Origin of the sequence: Brevibacterium sp. HMSC08F02 (genome assembly GCF_001807555.1) — a bacterium.
Taxonomy (GTDB): domain Bacteria; phylum Actinomycetota; class Actinomycetes; order Actinomycetales; family Brevibacteriaceae; genus Brevibacterium; species Brevibacterium ravenspurgense.
This window is the reverse complement of record NZ_KV789345.1, coordinates 147,403-168,899: the sequence shown is the minus strand read 5'-3', so window position 1 is coordinate 168,899 and position 21,497 is coordinate 147,403. Positions and strand designations below refer to the sequence as shown.

Genomic DNA, 21,497 nt, shown 5'->3' with positions numbered 1-21,497 from the left:
CGGTCTGAAACATACTCAGACTGAGCATTAGGGCTGTGCGGCTGTTCGGGACGGACTCCGAACAGCCGCACAGCCCGTTGAAATACCTACCCACACCACAGGAGCTCTTTTGTCTACAGCAACAGACACACAAGCCTCTGCTCCGGACACGAAGAAGTCCCGCACGGTAATCCGTCCCGGTGACCGCATCTTCTCGGCAGCTGCACTCAGCGCAGGCATTTTCATTCTTGCCATCCTCGCCGGCGTTGCATTCTTCCTGCTTCTTCAGTCCACGGACACCATCAAAGCGTCGTTTGACGACCCCTCGCAGATCAGCGGCGGACGCGGCTTCCTGCCCTACGTGTTCCCGCTCATCATCGGCACACTGATCTCGGCCGTGATCTCGCTGATCATTGCAACGCCGTTCGCAATCGGCATTGCGCTGTTCACCACGCACATGGCCCCGCGCAAGCTCGCACCCATCCTCGGCTACACGATCGACCTTCTGGCCGCCATCCCCTCGGTCGTCTACGGCCTGTGGGGCCTGGCACTGTCGAGCAACCTCGTCGGTCTCTACGCCTGGCTGGCCAAGTACCTCGGCTGGATCCCGATTTTCGCGCCCGACGACGACGGAGCCATTTCACAGACGGGCCGCACCCTGCTCACCGCGAGCTTCGTCCTGTCCATCATGATTCTGCCGATCATCACGTCGCTCGTCCGCGAAGTCTTCCTCCAGACCCCCCGTCTGCAGGAAGAGGCCGCGCTGGCTCTTGGCGCAACTCGTTGGGAAATGATCCGCATGGCTGTTCTGCCCTTCGGCACGTCCGGCATTGTGTCCGCCGTTATGCTCGGCCTGGGCCGCGCTCTCGGTGAAACGATGGCCGTCGCCATGGTTCTGTCCTCGGGCGGTCTGATCGTGTCGCTTCTCCTGTCGGGCAACCAGACGATCGCAGCGGAAATCGCCCACAACTTCCCAGAAGCCGCAGGTCTGCGCCTCTCTGAACTCATCTCGATCGGCCTCGTCCTGTTCGCGATCACGCTGGTGGTCAACATGACAGCACGCTGGATCGTTGCTCGCACGACCGTGAAGGGGAAGTGATGAACACCCAGACAAACACTGTTGACAAGAACCGCAGCTCATCGCACCTGGTCACAAAGCGACTGCCCAAGTTCGCATCCCTGTACGTCGCCGCGGGCTCCATCATCCTGGCGATCGTCCTGACGTTCGTCATCGCACACGGTTTCAACGTTCCGCTTGCCGCGTTCCTCGCCGGCGTCATCAACCTCGCCATCATCGTCGGGTGGTCGTGGACGGTCGAAGGCCGCCGCAAGGCAGTCGACCGTGTGGCCACAACACTCGTGGCTTCGGCATTCGCGCTGGCGCTCATTCCGCTCATCTCACTTCTGTGGATGTCGATTGAGAAGGGCGGCCCCGTCCTCGTCGAGAACTCCACCCTCCTGTCCCGATCCATGGAAGGCATGAAGGGCATCTACGACAAGGAGTTCGCCGCCGGTGAAGGTGAACTGTTGGGCGGCTTCTACCACGCCATCGTCGGTACGCTGCTCATCACTCTGTTCGCTGCACTGATCTCGATTCCGGTCGGCATCATGTGCGCCGTCTACCTGGTGGAATACTCCGGCGGCAAGAAGGCCGGCGCGCTCGGCCGTTCGATCACCTTCTTCGTCGACGTCATGACGGGCATCCCGTCGATCGTCGCCGGTCTGTTCGCTTTCTCCCTGTTCTCAACTGTCATCGGACTCGTCGCACCCGAAAGCCTCACGGCCGCGAAATCGGGTATCGCAGCGTCCGTGGCACTGTCTGTGCTCATGATCCCGGTGGTCGTACGCAACACGGAGGAAATTCTGCGCCTGGTCCCTCACGACCTGCGCGAAGCTTCCTACGCGCTCGGTGTTCCCAAGTGGAAGACAATCGTCAAGATCGTCCTGCCCACCGCGATTTCGGGCATCCTGTCCGGTATCACCATCGCAATTGCCCGCGTCATCGGTGAAACAGCGCCGATCATGGTGACAGCCGGCTTCGCGGCAAGCGTCAACTGGAACGTATTCTCGGGATGGATGTCCACCCTGCCGACGTTCATCTACGACTCCGTGACCCGACCGACCGCACCGGGCAGCGCAGCAATCGCCTCGGTTGACCGCGCATGGGCCGCAGCGCTCGTGCTCATCATCATCGTGATGGTGCTCAACCTCGGTGCGCGCATCATGGCAAAGGTCCTTGCCCCCAAGGCCGGCCGCTGACCCACCCAGCACAACAGACAAGAATTCAGCCGACTTCCACCTCGTGAATTCAGTCGGCACCCCGGATCCCGGGAAACGGCATAAGCCGCAACAGATTTTTGGAGGAAACGTGTCCAAGCAGATCGACATCGAAGATCTCAACATCTTCTACGGCGACTTCCGCGCTGTCGAAGGCGTGTCCATGACCATCGAACCGAAGTCCGTGACCGCTTTCATCGGCCCATCGGGCTGCGGTAAGTCCACCGTGCTGCGCACGCTCAACCGCATGCACGAAGTGATCCCGGGCGCCAGCGTCCAGGGTTCCGTCAAGATGGACGGCAAAGACATCTACGGCCCCGGCGTTGACCCCGTCAACGTGCGCCGCGAAGTCGGCATGGTGTTCCAGAAGGCCAACCCCTTCCCCACCATGTCGATCAAAGAAAACGTGCTTGCCGGGGTTCGCCTGAACAACAACAAGCTTTCCAAGTCCGAAGCTGACGATCTCGCCGAGCGCGCCCTGCGCGGCTCGAACCTGTGGGAAGAGGTCAAGGACCGTCTGGACAAGCCCGGCTCGGGTCTTTCCGGTGGTCAGCAGCAGCGTCTGTGCATTGCACGCGCAATCGCCGTCGAACCGGAAGTCATCCTCATGGACGAACCGTGTTCAGCTCTTGACCCGATTTCGACGCTCGCCATTGAGGACCTCATCAACACCCTCAAGGACAAATACACCGTCGTGATCGTCACCCACAACATGCAGCAGGCCGCCCGTGTGTCGGACAAGACCGCGTTCTTCAACATCGCGGGAACCGGCAAGCCCGGCAAGCTCATCGAGTTCAACGAAACCTCGACGATCTTCTCGAACCCGGACAAAGAAGAAACGCAGAACTACATCTCCGGCCGATTCGGATGATCTGCGACTGAAACCGCCTGCCTGCACGGTTTGTTGACGGTACAGGCAGGCCGCTCCCAGCAGGCCCACAGGGTCTGAACCACACAGTCTGAGGCGTTCACCGAGGAGTTTCTGGGTAGGTTCTCCCTTTGGACGGCTCATCCCCCGCGGGGGTGGAAGGAACTAGTCCTCCTTCCACCCCCGCATTCTTATTGTCTGGTATTCGAAATGAACGGGACTCGTCCGGCACGCCGTGTGAGGCGGCGTTTGAACCTGCCGGATGTCCCGGTGTGGGATCATTTCACGCGGAGAGGTGGGGAACAGACGTGATTGCACTTCTGCTGACGCTCGCATCAGCGGGCGGCCTTTTTGTCGTGGCAAATGCCGCTGGCGCAGGCTCGGTGGGCTTCGCGATTACGGCGGCGCTCTTGAGCTTCGGACTTGCCCCTTTCGTCGGAGATTCTCTGCAGCGCCGCATTCCCGATGGAGTATGGGCGCAGCTGTCGTTGTCAAGCACTGCCGCACGACGATGGGGAGTCGATCTGTTCAACGCGATTCTGTCGACAGTCGGATGGAATCGCCACGTCCTGGCCCTGCGAAAAGGCCGTTCAGAACGTCCGACAGCTCAGATGGATCCGCGACACATGCGGGCTGCCGCTCTCGGCCACGCGTGGGCGTTCGCACTGCACATCGTCAGCACCGTGTTGGCGAGCGCGTATCAGGGACAGCTGTGGGCCGCGGCGCTCTTGATAATCGGCATCGTGGGTCACCTCTACCCTGTCCTCCTACAGCTGCGCATACTGACACGGTTGCGGCTGCTGCATACCCGACTGGGCGCAGACCAGAACCGCAGCGGGTGATTTGAGCCGCGGCATGCCAAAGGATAAACTGGTCAGGCGCTGTGTGCGCGGGCCTCTAGCTCAGTTGGTAGAGCAACGGACTTTTAATCCGTGGGTCGTGGGTTCGATCCCCACGGGGCCCACTTTTTTATGCCCTTTACGCCCTGCACGAATAGTCGTGCAAGCTGTTTCGCACACCCCTTAGCCGGAATACACCCGTTAGCAGTGCGCACACTCCCTGTAGCCGGATTCTGCGGCATAGAAGCTGCTTCTATGCCGCAGAATCCGGCTACAGAGTGGGCGGGCGTATGGACGGGTCTCGACGTCTTACTTCTTTGCGCCCACCACAGCCAGCAGACCTCCGACGATGGCCGCGTTCTTGTAGAACTGAGTCTTCTGAGCCGCCCGCTTGCTTTCGTCTTCTTCCTTCCAAAAAGCGTGGCCTGCGATCGTAGTCGGAATGAGCGAACCGGCGAGCACGGCGGCCGATGTCTTTGGGAAGAAGCCCAGGCCCAGGGTGAGGCCCGCTGCTGCCTGGATGCCGCCGTTGATGCGCACAACGAGCTCATCGTCATTTGGGATCGCCGGAATGTACTCGCGCAGAGCGTCGAGCGTCGGAGCAGCCATCTGGGGTCGAGGTCCTGGCGCCTTGGCAGCCGCGAGACCGTTGACAGCGAACAGCGGAGCAATCGCAACACGGCCGGCGGTGCGAGCAAGAGCGTTGAACATGCGTCCTCTTTTAAGTCGGGTGAAATCTGCTTGCACTTTCAACCCTACGCTTGGGGGGCGCCGTGGTGGTCACGGCCATAGCCGATAGTGAGTGACCCCACTCCCCTTCAGTTCAGCCGCCACCTGATCCGCTCATCCGGTGAGTTCGGTGGAATAAACAACACCGGCAACGGTCTGGCCAGCTGGAATTCGTAGCCGCCGTGCTCGGCTGCTTCTGCCGCGCGCCGGCGCTCAGCCTCGTCGTCAATGTTGAAGTTGAGATTGTGTCGGCGGGCTTTCAGGCTGTAGACCTGCCTCCGGATCTTCATCGGCAGATTGTTCGGACGCACGGGCCGATCAACAAACCGCTGCCGTCCATGAGGTGTATCTGCGTCGATGCATACCTGGTTGAGCCGACGGTCGATCCGCACTCCGACCTTGGCGAATGGGTCCGGTTCGAGGGTCACGCGCACTGCGCGCACGACGCCGTCGACGGCCCCGGAGCGCTTTGACACGCTTGCTCTGCCCGGCATCATGCGGAAGACCCCAAAGACGATGATGCCGAGGATTGCTGCAACGCCCAAAAAGTTGCCAACAAGCGACATGATCACCATCATCAGATCCGAAGTCATATCCGAATCCTAAGTCGGACGGGATAGTCTGCAACACAGCAAGCGCCCGCGTCGTGCACCATCGAAAAGCTCAGGCGTCCGCGGACAGGACGAAGCGCTCCACCACGTGCACAATCACTGCGCCAATTGTCGCAGCCAGTGCGAACAGCGCGCCCGTGGTGATGTCCATGAGGATACCCGTCGACAGGTTCCACGGGGTAAACAGCGCGTAGTAGATCGACAGCAAGATCGGTGCGCCGAGCACTGCGATCGCGTGGCGAATCCAGCCTCCCTCACCCGACCACAGGTGCACGGCTGCCGCTGCGACACCCGCCAGGAGGGGGCACAGGAAGTTGAGGAACATCAGCGACCCAAACGGCAGGACCAGTCCCAGGATGAAGTCAACGACGACGAAAACGACTGCGCCGACAACCCATGCGCGGATGATGTCCATGATCACTTCCCCGGCTTGAGCTCAATCGAGTCCGCAATCTTCTCCATGAGATCCTCGCTGAGGGTGTCCTGTTCGCCGGCGATCTCGATTGTCACGACCTTGTTGGTCTCCGGGTCCGTCATAAGGACCCACCGGCCGCGCATCTGCGAATCATCATCGGCAACATAGGTGAAGTCGGCAGTGAAGCCGCGTGACGCTCCGTCGATGTCTGCTTTCTCGCGCTTACCGCCCTTCCAGTCGGGACCGTAGAATCCGCCGACCTGCGCACGAGCCGCCAGCTCGGCCTCTACAACATCCGGGTGAGGCGAGTCGTTGATCTCCGGTGCTACGCGAACGCGGATCGTGGGGCTATCAGCAGAATCGTCGTAGCCTTCAGTCCAGTCGCCGTCGAAGTCCTCTTCGGGGCTCTTCACCCAGCCTTCGGGAACTTCGAGGCTGACCTGGTCAAGCATTACGTCCTGCATACTGCCTTTCTTCGTCTGCTGCGCTTCCTGAGCCTGGGGAGCGTCACCGGCGCTCTGCGACTCCGAGGAGTCACCCGAACCACCGCACGCGGTCAGCGAGAGCGCAAGCACCAGACCTGCACATCCCAGCGTCGTCTTCCGCATATTCAGCTTCACAGTGTTGTCCTCTCCCTTGCTCACTTGAGGCAATCGGCGTTGGTTTCGACCTTTCGGAGACCGTCCTCGCCTATATCTCCAGCGTACTTCGAATCGACAAGCTCGTAATTGGAGTTCTCCTTTTCACGTTCAGCGCCGAAACCGAGGATCTTGGCCCCATCCGATGATTCGCTCTTATCGAGTTCGTACGTGTCCTGCGCCAAATCGCTGGCCTCGGTATTGTTGTAGATGATCTCCTCGAGCTCATTGCTCGGGCCTTTGTTCATGAGCTGATTGAGATTCACATTGTCAAGACGGCCGGTAAAGGCTGCCATTTCGACCTTCTCGCGGTCTTCCTTCGAAAGCTTCGTGAGATCGACATCGAGGGATGTCCACCTCTCCTTGATCTTTCCGCCCTTCAAACTGCGATCACGATTACCGTAGTCCGGAAGATCTTCGTTATTCGCGTCTTTGCCGTTTCCGTTTGGACCAGCTTGCGGAAGTTTGGCCTCACCGGAGACCTTGCCCTGTGCGCCGTAGGTGAACTTCTGGCGGACGCGGACGTTATTCAGTTCGTGGTTGTCGTTGAATCCCAGCACCGTTCTTTCTCCGCCGCCCAGCTGGCCGCCGAGGTTGGCGTTGCCTTCGATCTGTGGTGCTGACTTGCTATCAGCCTTTGACTCAGCCTTGAACTGGCCGTTGAGTTCGCCCTTGCGGTTGGAATCGACGATGATGTTGTAGTCGCCGCTGTCGGTGAAAGTCTCGATCCCGTACATTTTGTTGCCATCGAGACTGAGTTTTGCTCCGAGCTTGGTGTCGAACGCTTTGCCGGATTTGAAACCGGCATTGCCCTGCACTTCGCCCTTGCCGCTGATGTCAAGCGCTTTGCGCTTTGAGTCGGGTTCCGGTGGCGGCTTCGGCCCACCGGTCAGCCTCGAGAAGAATTGGCCCACAGTGTCGCCGCTGACATTGTCAAACATCTTGTAGTGCGCGTAGTCCTTGAGGTTTTCAGCAAATTCCTGCGCCTCTTCTGCACTGTCGACCTCCCACGTGTCACCCATCTCGAGGCCAAGGCGTGCGCGAATCTCAGCTTTCAGCTTTGCTTTGCCGACGTCTCCGCCTTCTTCCGCACCTATGCCGCCTCCGTAATCCGTCGACAGTCGCAGCTTGTGCTTGCCGTCGCTGGTGACATCGTGTTGCAGCCCCCAGCCACTGTCGATTTCGAAGAACTTGCCCGATCCGGAGTACGAAGTCTTTTCCTTAGAGCGGCTCACGGTGCACGTCGGCGGTTCGACCTCGTGCTGTTCACCGTCGCTTTCAGCAATGGGGCTCTGCCCTTGGGGGCCGCCTTCGCACCCCATGCCGAAGATCTTGCACACTGCGTCTTTGAAGCCGTTCGTCACCGTCGGCTGCGTCGAGACCGGAACGGCGACGAGCACACCGATGAGTGCAGCGGCAATGAACGCTGTGGCCAGGTACTCCACTGATACGAGGCCGCGCTCGCCATTCCGTCGACGAGGGGCACCCGAGGTGCCTTCCGGGGACTGTCGGTGTTCGCTGTGCTGCCGTTCTTCTTCACGACGATGCCGAGGTGGCGCAAAGACTGTCATGCACGTCACGGTATGGCCTGGCTCGCCTGGGCAGAACAGCACAAGGGCCCACCTTGGGGCCCATATGTTCAGGTCAGCGCTGCGGCACCAACACAGGTGATGAGAGCAGCCACCAGCATCGCGGGACCAAAGGCGATGTGAACGTTCTTCACACGCCGGAGCACGACCGCGACAAGCAGCCCGTGAACAACTCCCACGCACAGCGTCAGGACGAGGGCGCCAATGACCATTCGCCAGCCATACCAGCCGATCAGCAGGCCGATGACCGCGGCGAGTTTGACATCACCGAACCCCAAAGACGCGGGAGCCAGAACAAACAGAACGCCGAAAACCGCGGTGAGGAGCACCGCGCCCACAACCGCCTGAACTAAGCGGTCCCCCGCATCGTCAGCTATCGCGGCCCACACGCTGCCCGCAATGACAAGCCCCAACAGCGGCAGAACAACAAGGTCCGGCAGTCGGTGCTCACGCAGATCCACCCAGATCAGCAGCGGCACAGCAAGAGCGAAGATCACCGCGGGAACCCGGTGCCAACCGGCACTGGGCCCCATAAGCAGCCACACGGCACAGGCAAGGACAACCGCAACAACAGCACAGATACCCCAGCCCCACCTCGTGGGCTCAGAGTCAGCGAACAGAGTTCGCGTCCTCAGCCAGGTGCGGAAGCGACTGTCTGATTCCCGGCTCATAGGCGCCGGTTTCGCTGCCGCCGGTTCGCAAAGCGCTGAGACACACCGGCACTGGCCGAAGGCCACACGGCAGCGACTGCCAGCCCCAAAGCAACGCTTAGCACGGCCCATCCCAGCATGAAAGCCGCCTGCACGTACAGTTCATGTTCCACCGGCTGGGCCCACACGTAGATTCCCGCGGCAGCCAACCCCACCCCGAGCGCAATGACAATCACGTGCGCAACCAGCATGTTCACCGCGCACATGGAAAAAGACGCCGACAGTCGGCGCATAGCCACCGTGAACGCACCGTCAACACAGACGTGCAAAAGCAGCACACCGACAAGGACCAGAACAGACGCCGCCGCACTCCCCCACAGAACGGAAACGCTCGGAATGACCATCAGACCGACGGCCGTCGAAAACAGAACAACAACCAGGTGCGCGAAAGCAGCGAACACGACGATGGAGGGAAACACGCGCACCCCACTCACCCCTGTCCTTCGGGAGTGCTGTCCGCATCGCAGTTGACGAAGGGCTCAAACCGGTCCTGCGGCCGCTGCAGGTCGATTGCCTCACCGCTGATCAGCCGCGGTTCAAAGGCGTCAGCCGCACCTGCCGTGCCAGACGAGCCCGCAGCCATGGGCGCGCCCGCGGCCAAAGCCAACGTCGCCTGCGCCGAAAGGGGCCCGCCGGTCGGGTTCTTGTACGAGGTTTCAACGAGAACCGCGTCCGACTGCAGTCGCCGTGCAAGATCGTCTGTTGGGTACCTGCGGTCATCACCCGGCGCTGAGCTTTCCGCGTACGGGCGCAGCGGCAGCGACCGGAAGGTGTAGCCCACAGCGCTCTGCTCATTTGTAAACGCCGCGTCGAAAACCTGCGCGTTCTTCTCTTCAGTCAGATCCAGGGTGTAGGACCGCAGTGTGAACAGCTGGCTGTCCGTCTGGCTTTTCTTCGTAAACTTCACTGACGGCTGCGTACCCGTCAGAACACGCAGGTCCCATCCTTTGCTAGCAGGCCCCAGCAGGGTCAGGCTTAAAGGCTTGCCGTCAGCGCTGTACTCGGTGGCGACGATGACGTGGTGGTCAATACCCAGCCACTGCACCAGGCCCGTCAGCCGTCCCCCGACCGGCGCTGGGAGTTCGACTGCCTGAGCCACGCTGTAGCCGCCGCCGGGCTTGCCGGCGGCCACCGTCGAGCCGTCTTCGGTCCGAGCAACGTCCGAGGTGTCGCCCGCCTCGGTGCGCGATCCCAAGCCCACTTTGTCGAGGGAACCGAGGACCGCTTGGGTTGGTCCTGTCACGCCTGGACCCCAGACCCGGTCTGCTGCCCGGGACTCTGTTTGGTTTCGCCCGACCATCCACCGCAGGGCTCTCTGGCCGCTGGAAAAGCGATGAGACCGCATCCCGTCCCCACCGTCGCCGACCACGCCGGCTGTGCCATCGGCGAAGAACCGCAGACCCATACCGCCCGCCTGTTCGTAGTAGACGGGGGTCGCAGCCTGTCCTCTCACGGTCGAGGTGGTGTCGACGGTGCACGCACGGGTCATGACTTCCGCTGTGCGACAGGAACCGAACGCTTCGCACGTCTTCGCCTGCCCGCTGAAGCCGATGCGCGGGGCCACCGGGATGAGCACCGCGCTGGCAACGCCGATGACCGCCAGGCCGGCGATTGCGGCCGACTGCAGGCGGCCGAAGAGCCTCACTCCTGCCCGCCGCTGCTGATTTCGTCAACGGTCAGCGGCCACGTTCCGCTGTTGGCGATGCGCAGGGTCAGCTTTTCGCGTTCCAGCACTTCCGCCGGGAACATCGAGAACATCTGGGAGGGTTCGACAAAGGCGCCTTCGACCGTTGAAGCGCCTTCCGTGCACAGGCAGTCCGCGTCGCCGCCGGTGACCGGCAGGAACTGCTCCCCAGTTTCTTCGTCGATGAGCGACACGTTGGCGCCCGACGGCGCACCTGCGTAACTGTAGGGGTTGAGACCGAAGTGCAGAAATCTGGTCACCTGTTCGGTTCCGACGAACAGTCCGGCTACAGGCTGCGCATTTTCGTCCGGCAGCGCAAACGCGTAGTCAAGCCGGGCGAACTTGCCATCGGCTTTCAATCCGCGCAGGTCAATGCGAAGGTCCTTGCCGCCTGTCGACATTCCCGGCTGCTTGAGGATGGCCGATGCAGCAGCACCGTCCGCTGTTTCGGCTTCCTCCATTTTTGGAGCGTCCTCCAGCTTTTCGCCAGTGTCGATCTTCGTGTCGGCACCTTCTTTCGGCGTGTAGTCGAAAGACACGCGGCGGTTCTGCTTGCGGTTCTCTTCGATCGGCTTGCCCTCTGAGTCCTTGTTCGGCGCCAGCGGTTCTTTTTCACCGCGGCCTTCCGTCTTCAAGGTGATGTCCGCACCTTCGAGGGGCTTTTTGAGGGCTTTTTCAACAGCCTTCGCCCGCTCTTCGGAGAGCTTCTGGTTGTACGCCTCTTCACCCTGATCGTCCGTGTGTCCGACGATCGTCACAGTCTGTCCCTCAGCGCTTTCGCGCAGCGTCTTCGCGGCATCATCAAGAACCTTTTTGCCCTCTGAGGTGATGGTGCTGGAATCGAAGTCGAAGAGGACGTCCGAAGTCACCGACAGCTGAAGCTGGTCATCTGCCTGTGTCTGGCGCGAACCAGCGACGTTCTTGATGTTCTCTCGCAGCGGCAGAACAGCTCGCTGTGCGTCAGCACTGCCGTATTCGTCCGGAGGGTCTTCTTCGAAAGCGGCCTTTTCTGGAATCGGGTTCTCAAAGGGCGTGTCTGTGCTTATGGGAAGGGCTTCGGTCGGCACCGCGTGTTCGCCCATGAGAACACGGACATCGGAAGACTCCGGTGCGGGGAAATCAACCCAGAAAAGTTCGACGTTCCCCTCCCTCGGCTCAAAGAACGTCCTGCTTTTGGCCTCGGAGCACAGGCACGCGTCTTTTCGATCGAAGGATCCAGCTTCAGCGCCTGCTTCCTGCAGCGGCTCGTAGAGCTTGCCGCCGGCTTCGTCGACCAGTCGAATCCAGGGACCCCTGTGGAAGGCTTTGCGGCCCACCGCCAGAGTCTCCGAACCCAGCGAGGCGCCCTCAGAAGAGCGCAGCCACGCGCCGACCATGCGAACCGTATCGCCGTTCTTGTCGAGTGACAGAATTCTGGCGCGGCTCTTTGCTTCCACGCTGCCGTCTGCGCCGAATGCGGGAACGTTAAAATCCACGGTGCCGATGCCGGCGAGTTTCGGGTCGCTGAAGAACCCCGAGTCATCCACTGCCGGCTGTGTCGACTGCGTGTCCTCGGTCGCGTGATCTTCTGTCTTGTCCGCTTTACCCTCCGATTCACCCCCGAAGGAACATCCAGAGAGCACCAGAAGAGACGTCACAAAAACAGAAGCAGCGGTTCGCAGGCGCACCGTGGAATTCCTCCTATGCGAGTTCGGCCTGGTCAGGCTAGCCGCACGGGCTAAGACACAGGCGAACTTAGCACCCGATGCTCAGCCGGATCAGCACTGTCAGAAAGCGTGCACACACTGTTCACGTGGAGTTAACTGACTTTCACGCCACCTCCGCTACCGATGTTCCGCGCCTGGTCAGGGCTGTGCGGGGGCATCACCACCACAGCCCCGCCGACTCCCCCTCTCATCATGTGGACGCCACTTAGGACCGTAGACCCTAATCGAGGCCCACAGAAACGAAGCCGCGGCGTGCCGCTGGCGGCAGGCTCAGACGCCGAGATCCCCGAGTTTTCCGGCCAAACAGCCTCTGACCTGCACAAACAAGCGCGCATACAGCGGGTTAATCCTTATTGAACCTTCGCTGACCAGGACTTTTGGGCCTTGATTGGCAGGAAAACGCCGCCCTAGAGTCAAGGCCGTAAGCACTTGGGCACCGCGTCCCGCCGCCTCGTAATCCGTATCGATGCAGTGAGCGGCCACTAGCCACGAACCTGCGCCAAGTCACAACCGATACAGCAAACGAGGGAGATATCCGTGTCCGACCGCCGGGTCCTGCTTCCCGAGAATGTCTGGTGCTTCGACGGTACGTTCGAATGCGCCGCCCTCGCGGTCGAACGCGCGGGGGGCAATCCCCCGCTGATCGTCATCGAAGCCGGCAACACCAGCGAAGAAACCCTCGTCGGCCAGGCGCGTTCCGCTCAAGTCGACTCTGAGCTCATCATCTTTCCCAGCCGCCTGGGCTCTCTGGGGCGCGCAGCCATGGCCGATTTCGCCAGGCAGCTGACAGCTCAACACGACCCCGGCCTCGTCATGGCGATCCTGGAGGAAATCGAGCGAGCCTCGCGCAACTTCGTCATCACCGGCAAGCCGGGCAGCCTCAAGCGCCCCAACCCCAAGCTGTGGCAACACCTCCTCGGTTTTCTGCCGTCACGGACCGCGCTCGGCGAGCTCGACGGAAGCGTAAGAATCATCGGTCCCAAGGGACTCCCCGACGACACGCGCCGCGAGTACGCCTTGCCGAACATGGTGCTGCACTCCACTGCACCACAGGCAAACGCTGAAGCGTGCCGCAGAGTGCTCAGCGAGTTCTCGCAAGCTGCTTCAGCGGCACAGCACATCACCCACCCGCGGCTGACAGAAACCCAAGCCGAATGGTGGGGACCGCGCGACGCCGTCGAAATCGTCGCCGTACCCGCCGACATTTCGCCGATCACCGCTTCGGTCAAACACCGAGCGCGCACCTGCTCCTGGTGCGGTCTGTCGACCGTCACCCCTGTGTGCGGCTTCTGCCGCGCGGACGGCGAAGCACCCCGTTCCACCTCGCGCCCCAAACCTGAAGGACAGTACGCATGAATCCTCGTCAGCGCCGCGGTGTCATCACCCTGATCATCGCCGCTATCGGTGCGATCGCCGTGTTCCTCGGGATCGTCGCCTACGTCGGAAACGTCAACGCCGAAGTGGGCCCCCGCGTGACCGTGTACAAAGCGGCCGAAGACATCGGCACGTACCAGACGATCAACCCCGAAGAAGACGTCGAAACGGTCGAGATTCCCGAAAAGTACGTCACCCCGCTCATGATCACCTCGCTTGATCAGCTTGCCGGGCAGAAGGCGCGCACATCGATCACCGCCGGTTCAATCCTGCAGACCGATTCGCTCACCCCCGTTTCAGCTCTCGAAGACGGCGAGCGCGAAGTGACCATCACGTTTGAAGCCGCGGAGGGCATCAACGGACGCGTACAGCCCGGTGACGTCGTCGACGTGGTCGCCGCCTTCGCCCGCGAACGCGAAGACAAATCAAACGGCGGGGACTACCGACGCGCGGACATCCCCTACAACGTCGCCGGTGTTCTCGTGGCAAACGCCAAAGTCATCGCGGTCGGCCAGGCCGCCCCTGAGATCGACGTCAAAGGCGGCCAGGGCGCTGGCGAATCCGCTGTCGAAGGCGTAGCTGAAAAAGTCGCCGTGACATTCGCAGTATCGGTCAAAGACGCTGCCCGACTGTCCTACGGCGAAAGCTTCGCGGTGTCCATGCGCCTGCTGCGCTCGGGCAACAACGAAACCGGTTCGAAGATCAAGGACGGCGACAAGTCCTTCGAAGATCCCGATCTGCCGCCGGCTCTTGGGTCGACGGGCAGCAAGTGACCAACGCGGCAGAACACAGGAGGAAGCACACCATGACCACCGCGCTCATCGTCAGCGCCGATGAACAGAGGGCCTGGCAGATCCGGGAGGCACTCAGCGCTGCCGATGTTGAAATCGGCCAGGTATTCGCCACCTCCCACGCACTGCTTCACCGACTGGCCCAGCCCGGCGAAGCTCCCGTCGACCTTCTGGTGATCGACGAGAACTCAACCCCGATGAACCAGTGGGACCTTATCCGCGAACTCGGAGTTCGACAGCCGACAAGCGCTGTTCTCGCGGTTGTCACCGAGCCTCAGCCGGAGGACTACACGGCCGCGCTGTCCAACGGCGCCCGCGGTGTTGTGCGCTTCCCGCTGTCCTACGAAGAGATTGCCTCGCTGGTCGAAAGCGCTGTCGGCTGGTCGGCCGTTCTGCGCGACGCGGTTGCCACACCGACAGAAGACACGATTGACCGCGGCGGCAAGATCCTCGTCACAGCAGGAGCGAAGGGCGGCACCGGTACAACCACACTGGCCCTGCACATGGCTCTGCGCGCAGCGGCGCACCGCCCCAATGACCGGATCGTCTTCGTGGACCTCGATCTGCAGAAGCCCGACGCTTCGGTGCTGCTGGACGTGCCCCAGAACCGCAACCTCACGGACCTCCTGGGCGTCATCGAGGAACTCACACCGCGTCACCTCGACGATGTTCTGTTCCGCCACCCCAGTGGCCTGCGGGTTCTCTTCGGCCCGGAACACGGCGAAGACGGCGAGCGTGTTACAGAGTTCGCCGCGCGCCAAATGCTCAGCATGCTCGCCGCACGCGCGGACTTGGTCGTGGTCGACATCGGCTCTGTCATCGGCGAAGCGGGAGCCACCGCTTTGGAAATGGCGCACACAATCCTCAGCGTGTCGACCCTCGACGTTCTGAGCCTGCGCGGTGTGCACCGGCAGACGGAGCTGTGGGACAGGCTCAACATCCAAACGGAAGGCTCCGTGCGGATTGTTCTGAACAAGGTCACGAAGAACAGCGACCTCAGCCCGAGCGCTGCTAAGCGCATCCTCAACTATCCACTGCTCGAAGCCGTGGCTCACGAAGACACAAAGGGCTTGGAAGCAGCGGTCAACCGCCGCGATGCCGAGCTTGCCTCACCGGTGTGGAAGCAGGACCTCGACGCTATCCTGCAGGAGCTGGGCATCATTGCTCCCCCGTCGATTCACGACAAGCCACAGCGTCCCCGCTTCGGCAGAGGCGGCAAGAAGAAAAAGGGCAGCGACTCTCCCGAGGCTCTCCCACCCGGCGGACAGAACAGCAGTCCAGCCCCGGCGGCACAGGCAGACCATGGCCAGCTTCCGCCTCGACCCGAACAGCCACCGGCAGTCGGCAGCCAGCCCACAGGTGCTCTCCAACCTGCTGGCGCGTCAGCACCCGTCGCGAGCGCAGACAATGCGGAGGCTTCGCTCAAGCGCCCTCGATCGCGCAGCCGCTTCCGCAGGGCGGGCAAGGCCGGTTCGGAACACGGAGCAGTCAGCATCGAGGCGTTGGGCATCGCCACCCTATTCGGCGTCTGCGCGGCAATTGCATTCCAGATGCTGCTCGTAGGCGTCACGTTCGTGCTCGCCAGCCACGCAGCTGACGAAGGTGCCCGCGCAGCCGCGGTCGGGGACAATGCCACCGCCGCCGCGGTGAGCGCCACACCCGGCGCGTGGGCTGACGACATGACGGTGAGCCAGGCCGGCGATCGGGTCACCGTGAGGATGAAAGCCCCGACTCTCATTCCGAAGACCAGCGATTTCGCCCTGACCATTCCCGCCAGCGCAGGCGTTGTGAAGGAGCCATCATGATGAGCGTCCGCAAACTCAAAGACCGCCTGTACGCTGCGCGCAAGGGTGAGCGCGGAGTCGTCAGCATCGAATTCCTCGGCAGCGCCACCATGTTCCTGGTCGCAGGGCTGATCGCCCTGCAGATCATGCTCGCCATGCACGCCCTGTCTCAGGCAAACCACGCTGCGCGCAACGGCGCTCGTGCCGAGGCCATCAGCATGGGCAGCGGCACCCCGGCAGCCTACGCGGCAGTCAGCGAATCGCTGCGCAGCGAAACCCGCGCGCACTGCGGCGGGGCCAAAGAGATCAACTGCACGGTGCAGATCGACATGCCGTACCTGGGCATGAACTGGATTTCGCAGATCATTCCGCCCGTCACGGTCACGCGCACTGCACACTTTGTACGGACGGAACCCTTCTGATGGCACTCCTCAACCGCACCCGCGGCAAACGCACCGACGACTTCGAGTTTACAGGCGGTGAACAGCTCAGCCCCGAACAGCAGACCATCCGCACCTACCGGAAGATGCTGCTGGACGAAGTCGACCTCGACGAGCTGAGCAAATACGACGCAACACAGCGCCGTGTTCGGCTCGAGCGTGTGCTCAGCCACCTGATTTCCCAGTCCGGTCCCGTCATGTCGGCATCTGCCCGGCAATCGCTCATCCGCCGCGTCGTCGACGAAGCACTCGGCCTCGGTGTTCTCGAACCCCTGCTGGCTGACCCATCCGTCACCGAAATCATGGTCAACGGACCCGACGATGTCTACGTTGAACGCCGCGGTCGCCTGCAGAAGCTCGACATGGGCTTTTCGAACTCCGCACAGCTGATGCAGACAATCGACAGGATCGTCGCGGCGGTCAACCGCCGCGTTGACGAGTCCTCCCCCATGGTGGATGCACGCCTGCCCACCGGTGAGCGCGTCAACGTCATCGTCCCACCCCTGGCGCTCGACGGCCCCACCATGACCATCCGCCGCTTCCCCACTCCCTTCACCCTCGACGACCTCATCGAAAAAGGATCACTCGACCCCACCTCGCGCGACTTCCTCGCATCATGCGTGCGGGCACGATTCAACATCGTGGTCTCCGGAGGCACCGGCACGGGTAAGACGACGATGCTCAATGCGCTGTCCGGTCTGATCTCGGATGCCGACCGCATCGTCACGATCGAAGACTCCGCCGAACTCCAGCTGCAGCAGCCCCACGTGGTCCGCCTGGAATCCCGTCCGGCCAATATCGAAGGCAAGGGGCAGGTGACGATTCGCGACCTGGTCCGCAACAGCCTCCGCATGCGGCCTGACCGCATCATCGTCGGTGAGGTCCGCGGTGGTGAGACCCTCGACATGCTCCAGGCGATGAACACCGGTCACGACGGCTCTTTGGTGACAGTGCACGCCAACAACGCAGCCGATGCGGTATCACGACTTGAAACCCTCGCATCGATGAGCGAACTGTCAATTCCCTACGCTGCGCTGCGCGACCAGATCAATTCCGCGGTCGACCTCATCGTCCAGCTGTCCCGCGGTGTTGACGGTTCGCGCCGCATTTCCGAGATCGCCGCCGTGACCTCCAAGAGTCGCGAAGAGTTCACGCTCTCCCCCATCATGAGCTTCAACGCCGACCCGATCACGGAAGAGCGCAGGGTTACGGGACGCTTCGTCTTCCACCCCCTGCCGGAGATCATTGCCCACCGCATGTGGCTTGCCGGTGAACAGCTGCCCGCGGGCATCCCCGGGGTTGAGGCATGAATCCAGCAGCGATTCTGCTGATCGCCGCCGCCGTCGTCATTCTCGGCGCGGCGGGTTTCTCTGCTTTCCTCCTGGGCACGTGGGACCGACAGTCGATCGTTCAGCGCGAGCGCTCGCTCATTCGCAGTGCGGGACTGCGCGCGACGATCTTCGACCCCCTCGATCGACTGCTTATGAAGCTGTCGCCCATTCGGAAACTGCAGCGGCTCATGACAGAAGCGAACGTGCGCCGACTGCGCGTCAGCGAGTTCCTCCTGCTGGTGACAGCGGCCGCTGTGCTGACAACCGTCATGTTCAACCGGATCATGGCGCTGCACTGGGCGGTGCTGCTGGGCGCCGGCGTTTTCTTCGTCGCCTTCTACGTTCTCACCGTGCTGCACCGCCGCCAGTACGAGCAGATTGTGGCCCAGCTGCCCGAGTTCGCCCGCATTCTGGCCTCAACGACCGGAGCTGGTCTGTCCATTCAGACGGCGCTGCACATTGCCGGTGAAGAGCTTCCCGACCCCGCCGGCCGCGAAATCAGAATGCTGTCACGCGAACTCGATCTGGGCACTCCGCTGGACATCGCGTTCGAACGCCTGCGTGATCGGGTTCCCGGCCGCGACTTGGGAGTTCTCGTGTCCACACTGGTCATTTCCCACCGTTCCGGCGGTTCGCTCATCACAGCTCTTCGCGACCTGTCCACCACACTGGAGAACCGCAAGGAAACCACCCGTGAGGTCCGCACCCTCGTCGCCGAAGCCAGCTACACCGGCTACATGGTCGCCGGCATGGGCGTAGTTCTCATGGCCGTGCTCATGCTCATCAATGACCAGGTTCTCTACGAGATGACCAGCTCAATCGTCGGCCAGGTGGTCCTCGTCATCACGGGAGGCGCCTACCTCCTGGGTCTCTTCATCATCAACCGTCTGACGAGGGTCAAACTGTGATCGCACTCGCTTTCGGGCTGTGCGCCCTGCTCATCTGCCTTACCGCCTACCGCGGGCTGAGCATGATGCGCTCAGACCCCCTCGACGCCCTGTCAGAACAGGATCGCGCGCTTGTGCGCGTTCCCGTGCAGAAGCAGAAAGCCCAAACGGGTCCTCTCAGCCGTCTGGCTGAGCGCTTCGGGCGAGAATTCGAGAACATCCTCGGCACCGGGTATCGGAACCTGATGTCGCGCAAGATCGTCGAATCCGGCAAAGCCGACTACGCGAACTTCTCGCAGTTCATGACGATGAAGACGAAGCTCACGCTTCTGGGCATCGCTCCCGCTCTATTGCTTGGCGTGTTCTTCGGCTACTGGCTTGCCACAGTGGGAATCGTGCTGGCCCTGTTCTTCATTCCGGACATCGCCCTGTGGTCAAAGGCTTCGGAGCGGCAGGAGAAGATCGAGGACGACCTTCCGGACTTCCTCGATGTTCTGGCCGTCACGGTTTCAGCTGGTCTTTCATTCCGCGGAGCTCTCGAACGAGTCATCGACCGCTCGGAGGGTCCGCTGGCGGAAGAAATGCAGCTTGTTCTACGCCAAATGGACGTCGGGGAATCACGGTCGGAAGCATTTGCGAGCCTGCGTGCCCGCAACTCGTCGAAGTCCCTGGACTCTTTTGTCGTCGCACTGCTGCAGTCGGAAGAGCTCGGCTCTCCGCTGACCGAGGCGCTCAACCAGATTGCCCTCGACATGCGCCGGGTAACGGCACAGCGTGCCCGCCAGAAAGCATCGCGAGCGAACCCCAAGATCTCCGCGGTCGTGTCACTCATCATGGTTCCGGCCACCATGCTGCTGATCGGCGTGGGCATGTACTACGCCGTCGACTTCGACTTCGGCGAAATCTTCGGAAGGGTCAAGCAGTGAAGCCGTCGTGGTCGCGCACCGAGTGGGAGCCGGGGCAGGTTCTGATCCAGGCGGGAAAACTCGTGCTGTTCATGCGTCTGCTGGCCAATCTGCCGATGGTGCTTGCGTGGCGCGACGAACCGCCGACGGTTTTTGCCGTTGTCTTCGCCGCGCTGACGACGACGGTCACCCTCGTGCTCATTCTGGCGTGGTCGTCAGTCATCCCGTTCGTCGTCAAACACCCTGCAACTGTTCTGGTCGATGTCGGCCTGTCGACGGTTCTCGTAGCGGTCTCGAGCTCATCCGCGGTGTACATTGCATACCTCCTGTGCGGCGCGTTCCTCGTGGGGATGCTGTTCGATGCGTCCTACCGGCACCTCATCACGGCACTCATCGTCGTTGTGTACGCGGCCGTGTTCATCTTCGATCCCCGCGCGACCGACACCCAGCCGGCCATCACATCGGTTTCTGTGTGGGCAACAATCGTCACGCTGATCGTGTGCGTCCACATGGGCGCAACTCTGCGCACTCTGCAGTGGCGGATTGACGCCGCCCTCGAACAGTCGGCTCAGAGCGCGCACGATGCCGCACTCGGCGAAGAGCGTTCGCGCCTTGCCCGCGAACTCCACGATTCTTTGACGAAGACACTCGTGGGCATCGGCCTGCAGGCCACGGCACTGCGGATGAAGCACCCCGAGTGCGCTGAGACCGCCGACACCATCACGCAGGCTGCCAACGAGGCGGTCAAAGAGTCCCGCAAGATCCTCACGGACCTGCGCGACGGGACGGAAACCTCCGTCAGGGAGTCGCTGCAGCGTGCGCTGGAGGAAATCGGCACGCTTTACGGCATCACAGTTAACACAGAAATCGAATCGCTCAACGTTCGCGCTTCTGAACCTGCGGTCTACGTGGTCCGCAAGATCACGGAAGAGGCCGTCATCAACGCCGCCAAACACAGCGGAACGGACGAGGTCGACGTTACGGTCCGCTTGCTGCCCGGGCGCATTACGGCTGTTGTCAGCGACAAGGGGGCTGGTATGAGCAGGGGAACCTCCGGTCGCAGCGTCGGGCATTTCGGCCTGACCGGCATGCGCGAACGCGCTGCATCGATCGGCGGCCGGGTCGACATCGATTCGAAGCCCGGGACCGGAACGACCATCAGCATTGCTGCACCGCTGAAAGGACAGGAACATGACGCAGAATCTGCGTATTCTCATCGCTGACGACAATTCGGTTGTGCGGGTGGGCCTTGAACACATCATCAAGGCGCTTGACGATTTTGAGCTCGTTGCCGTGGCAGCCGATGGGGCCGAAGCGATTGAGAAGGGCCGCGAGGTCAAGCCGGACATCTGTCTGCTTGACGTGCGCATGCCCGGAACGGACGGCATTGCGGCAGCCGCCGCGCTGTCTGAGATCAGCACTGTCATCATGCTGTCGCACAGCGAAGAAACCGAGATCATCAAGGCCGCTCTGCAGGCCGGCGCACGCGGATACGTGGTCTACAGCGAATTCGATCCCGACAGCTTTGCGCACAACCTTCGGTCGGTTGCCGCCGGTTCATTCCTCATTTCTGAAACGGCTGCGGGAGCTTTTTTCCCGCCGGGAGCTGACGAGGTGCCGGCCCGGGATTCTGCCGAAGACGGCACCTTGGCAGAGCGCACCGTGGACGCCGTACCGGCTGTGGAAGCTTCTCCGGCCTCGGCTGTTGGCGGTTCAGCCCCCTTCAGCCTGTCGCAGAGGGAACGCGAAGTCATGGATCTCATTGCCGACGGTCTGACGAACCGCGCGATTGCCGAAACCCTGTTCCTGAGCGAAAAGACCGTCAAGAATCACGTCAACCACATCTTCGCCAAGCTCAGCGTGGCAAGCCGTGCTGAAGCAGTCAGTGTGTGGCTGCGCACTGTGGCGGTCCCCCACTGACCAGCGCCGAACGGAAATCA

Annotated in this window: 22 protein-coding genes and 1 tRNA gene; 14 read left to right on the top strand and 9 right to left on the bottom strand. The window is 61.9% G+C overall.

Features of this window, described 5'->3' with window-relative positions; translation table 11 throughout:
- The first annotated feature begins 109 nt into the window (after positions 1 to 109).
- The 5 genes from pstC (at position 110) to HMPREF3172_RS02520 (ending at position 4,088) form a co-directional block, all read left to right on the top strand.
- A complete protein-coding gene (pstC, locus tag HMPREF3172_RS02540) occupies positions 110 to 1,078 on the top strand; it encodes a phosphate ABC transporter permease subunit PstC (protein ID WP_070515160.1) in 969 nt (322 codons plus the stop codon).
- Complete coding sequence (pstA, locus tag HMPREF3172_RS02535) at positions 1,078 to 2,238, top strand: phosphate ABC transporter permease PstA (protein WP_070515158.1); 1,161 nt, start codon at positions 1,078 to 1,080, stop codon at positions 2,236 to 2,238. The genes pstC and pstA overlap by 1 nt, the downstream gene beginning before the upstream one ends.
- Before the next feature lie 109 nt (positions 2,239 to 2,347).
- A complete protein-coding gene (gene pstB, locus HMPREF3172_RS02530) occupies positions 2,348 to 3,127 on the top strand; it encodes a phosphate ABC transporter ATP-binding protein PstB (RefSeq protein WP_070515156.1) in 780 nt (259 codons plus the stop codon).
- A 305-nt stretch (positions 3,128 to 3,432) separates the two neighbouring features.
- Positions 3,433 to 3,966, top strand: a complete 534-nt coding sequence (locus HMPREF3172_RS02525) for a glycosyl-4,4'-diaponeurosporenoate acyltransferase CrtO family protein (RefSeq protein ID WP_070515154.1) — start codon at positions 3,433 to 3,435, stop codon at positions 3,964 to 3,966.
- Positions 3,967 to 4,015: 49 nt separating this feature from the next.
- Positions 4,016 to 4,088: transfer RNA gene (locus HMPREF3172_RS02520), tRNA-Lys, on the top strand.
- 184 nt (positions 4,089 to 4,272) lie between these two features.
- Here HMPREF3172_RS02520 and HMPREF3172_RS02515 read toward each other — a convergent pair.
- The 9 genes from HMPREF3172_RS02515 to HMPREF3172_RS02475 all read right to left on the bottom strand — a co-directional run bounded on the left by HMPREF3172_RS02515 (position 4,273) and on the right by HMPREF3172_RS02475 (position 12,006).
- Positions 4,273 to 4,674: a DoxX family protein gene (locus HMPREF3172_RS02515; RefSeq protein ID WP_070515153.1), complete on the bottom strand. Its 402-nt coding sequence runs from the start codon at positions 4,672 to 4,674 to the stop codon at positions 4,273 to 4,275.
- A 107-nt stretch (positions 4,675 to 4,781) separates the two neighbouring features.
- On the bottom strand, positions 4,782 to 5,285 hold the full coding sequence (locus tag HMPREF3172_RS02510) for a hypothetical protein (protein ID WP_070515151.1): 504 nt from the start codon (positions 5,283 to 5,285) through the stop codon (positions 4,782 to 4,784).
- A 70-nt stretch (positions 5,286 to 5,355) separates the two neighbouring features.
- Complete coding sequence (locus tag HMPREF3172_RS02505) at positions 5,356 to 5,718, bottom strand: hypothetical protein (protein WP_141741556.1); 363 nt, start codon at positions 5,716 to 5,718, stop codon at positions 5,356 to 5,358.
- A 2-nt stretch (positions 5,719 to 5,720) separates the two neighbouring features.
- Entirely contained in the window at positions 5,721 to 6,326 is a 606-nt protein-coding gene (locus HMPREF3172_RS02500) for a hypothetical protein (protein ID WP_141738864.1), read from the bottom strand.
- A 32-nt stretch (positions 6,327 to 6,358) separates the two neighbouring features.
- Entirely contained in the window at positions 6,359 to 7,927 is a 1,569-nt protein-coding gene (locus HMPREF3172_RS02495) for a hypothetical protein (protein WP_141741555.1), read from the bottom strand.
- Between the two features lie 68 nt (positions 7,928 to 7,995).
- Positions 7,996 to 8,616 (bottom strand): prepilin peptidase, encoded by a 621-nt coding sequence (locus HMPREF3172_RS10240; protein WP_176746119.1) that lies wholly within the window; start codon positions 8,614 to 8,616, stop codon positions 7,996 to 7,998.
- Positions 8,613 to 9,074: a hypothetical protein gene (locus HMPREF3172_RS10365; protein WP_141741554.1), complete on the bottom strand. Its 462-nt coding sequence runs from the start codon at positions 9,072 to 9,074 to the stop codon at positions 8,613 to 8,615. Before HMPREF3172_RS10365 ends, HMPREF3172_RS10240 begins: the two co-directional genes overlap by 4 nt.
- An 11-nt stretch (positions 9,075 to 9,085) precedes the next feature.
- Positions 9,086 to 10,300, bottom strand: coding sequence for a hypothetical protein (locus HMPREF3172_RS02480; protein WP_070515138.1), 1,215 nt, complete (start codon positions 10,298 to 10,300; stop codon positions 9,086 to 9,088).
- Positions 10,297 to 12,006 (bottom strand): OmpA family protein, encoded by a 1,710-nt coding sequence (locus HMPREF3172_RS02475; protein WP_070428178.1) that lies wholly within the window; start codon positions 12,004 to 12,006, stop codon positions 10,297 to 10,299. Before HMPREF3172_RS02475 ends, HMPREF3172_RS02480 begins: the two co-directional genes overlap by 4 nt.
- Before the next feature lie 576 nt (positions 12,007 to 12,582).
- Between HMPREF3172_RS02475 and HMPREF3172_RS02470 the strand changes: the two genes are divergently transcribed.
- From HMPREF3172_RS02470 to HMPREF3172_RS02430, 9 genes are read left to right on the top strand one after another with little or no spacing between them, the layout of a single operon-like run.
- A complete protein-coding gene (locus tag HMPREF3172_RS02470; RefSeq protein ID WP_070515136.1) occupies positions 12,583 to 13,401 on the top strand; it encodes a hypothetical protein in 819 nt (272 codons plus the stop codon).
- Positions 13,398 to 14,192 carry a Flp pilus assembly protein CpaB gene (cpaB, locus tag HMPREF3172_RS02465; RefSeq protein WP_070428180.1) on the top strand — a complete coding sequence of 265 codons (795 nt, stop codon included), beginning with the start codon at positions 13,398 to 13,400 and terminating at the stop codon, positions 14,190 to 14,192. Before HMPREF3172_RS02470 ends, cpaB begins: the two co-directional genes overlap by 4 nt.
- Positions 14,193 to 14,224: 32 nt before the next feature.
- Positions 14,225 to 16,015, top strand: coding sequence for a CpaE/TadZ family protein (locus HMPREF3172_RS02460; protein WP_070515134.1), 1,791 nt, complete (start codon positions 14,225 to 14,227; stop codon positions 16,013 to 16,015).
- Positions 16,012 to 16,416, top strand: a complete 405-nt coding sequence (locus HMPREF3172_RS02455) for a TadE/TadG family type IV pilus assembly protein (protein WP_070515132.1) — start codon at positions 16,012 to 16,014, stop codon at positions 16,414 to 16,416. The genes HMPREF3172_RS02460 and HMPREF3172_RS02455 overlap by 4 nt, the downstream gene beginning before the upstream one ends.
- Positions 16,416 to 17,744: a TadA family conjugal transfer-associated ATPase gene (locus tag HMPREF3172_RS02450; RefSeq protein WP_070515130.1), complete on the top strand. Its 1,329-nt coding sequence runs from the start codon at positions 16,416 to 16,418 to the stop codon at positions 17,742 to 17,744. Before HMPREF3172_RS02455 ends, HMPREF3172_RS02450 begins: the two co-directional genes overlap by 1 nt.
- Entirely contained in the window at positions 17,741 to 18,673 is a 933-nt protein-coding gene (locus tag HMPREF3172_RS02445; protein ID WP_070515129.1) for a type II secretion system F family protein, read from the top strand. Before HMPREF3172_RS02450 ends, HMPREF3172_RS02445 begins: the two co-directional genes overlap by 4 nt.
- Complete coding sequence (locus HMPREF3172_RS02440) at positions 18,670 to 19,578, top strand: type II secretion system F family protein (RefSeq protein WP_083272024.1); 909 nt, start codon at positions 18,670 to 18,672, stop codon at positions 19,576 to 19,578. The genes HMPREF3172_RS02445 and HMPREF3172_RS02440 overlap by 4 nt, the downstream gene beginning before the upstream one ends.
- Complete coding sequence (locus tag HMPREF3172_RS02435) at positions 19,575 to 20,780, top strand: sensor histidine kinase (RefSeq protein ID WP_070515126.1); 1,206 nt, start codon at positions 19,575 to 19,577, stop codon at positions 20,778 to 20,780. Before HMPREF3172_RS02440 ends, HMPREF3172_RS02435 begins: the two co-directional genes overlap by 4 nt.
- Positions 20,749 to 21,477, top strand: a complete 729-nt coding sequence (locus HMPREF3172_RS02430) for a LuxR C-terminal-related transcriptional regulator (protein WP_070428186.1) — start codon at positions 20,749 to 20,751, stop codon at positions 21,475 to 21,477. Before HMPREF3172_RS02435 ends, HMPREF3172_RS02430 begins: the two co-directional genes overlap by 32 nt.
- The last annotated feature ends 20 nt before the right edge of the window (positions 21,478 to 21,497 follow it).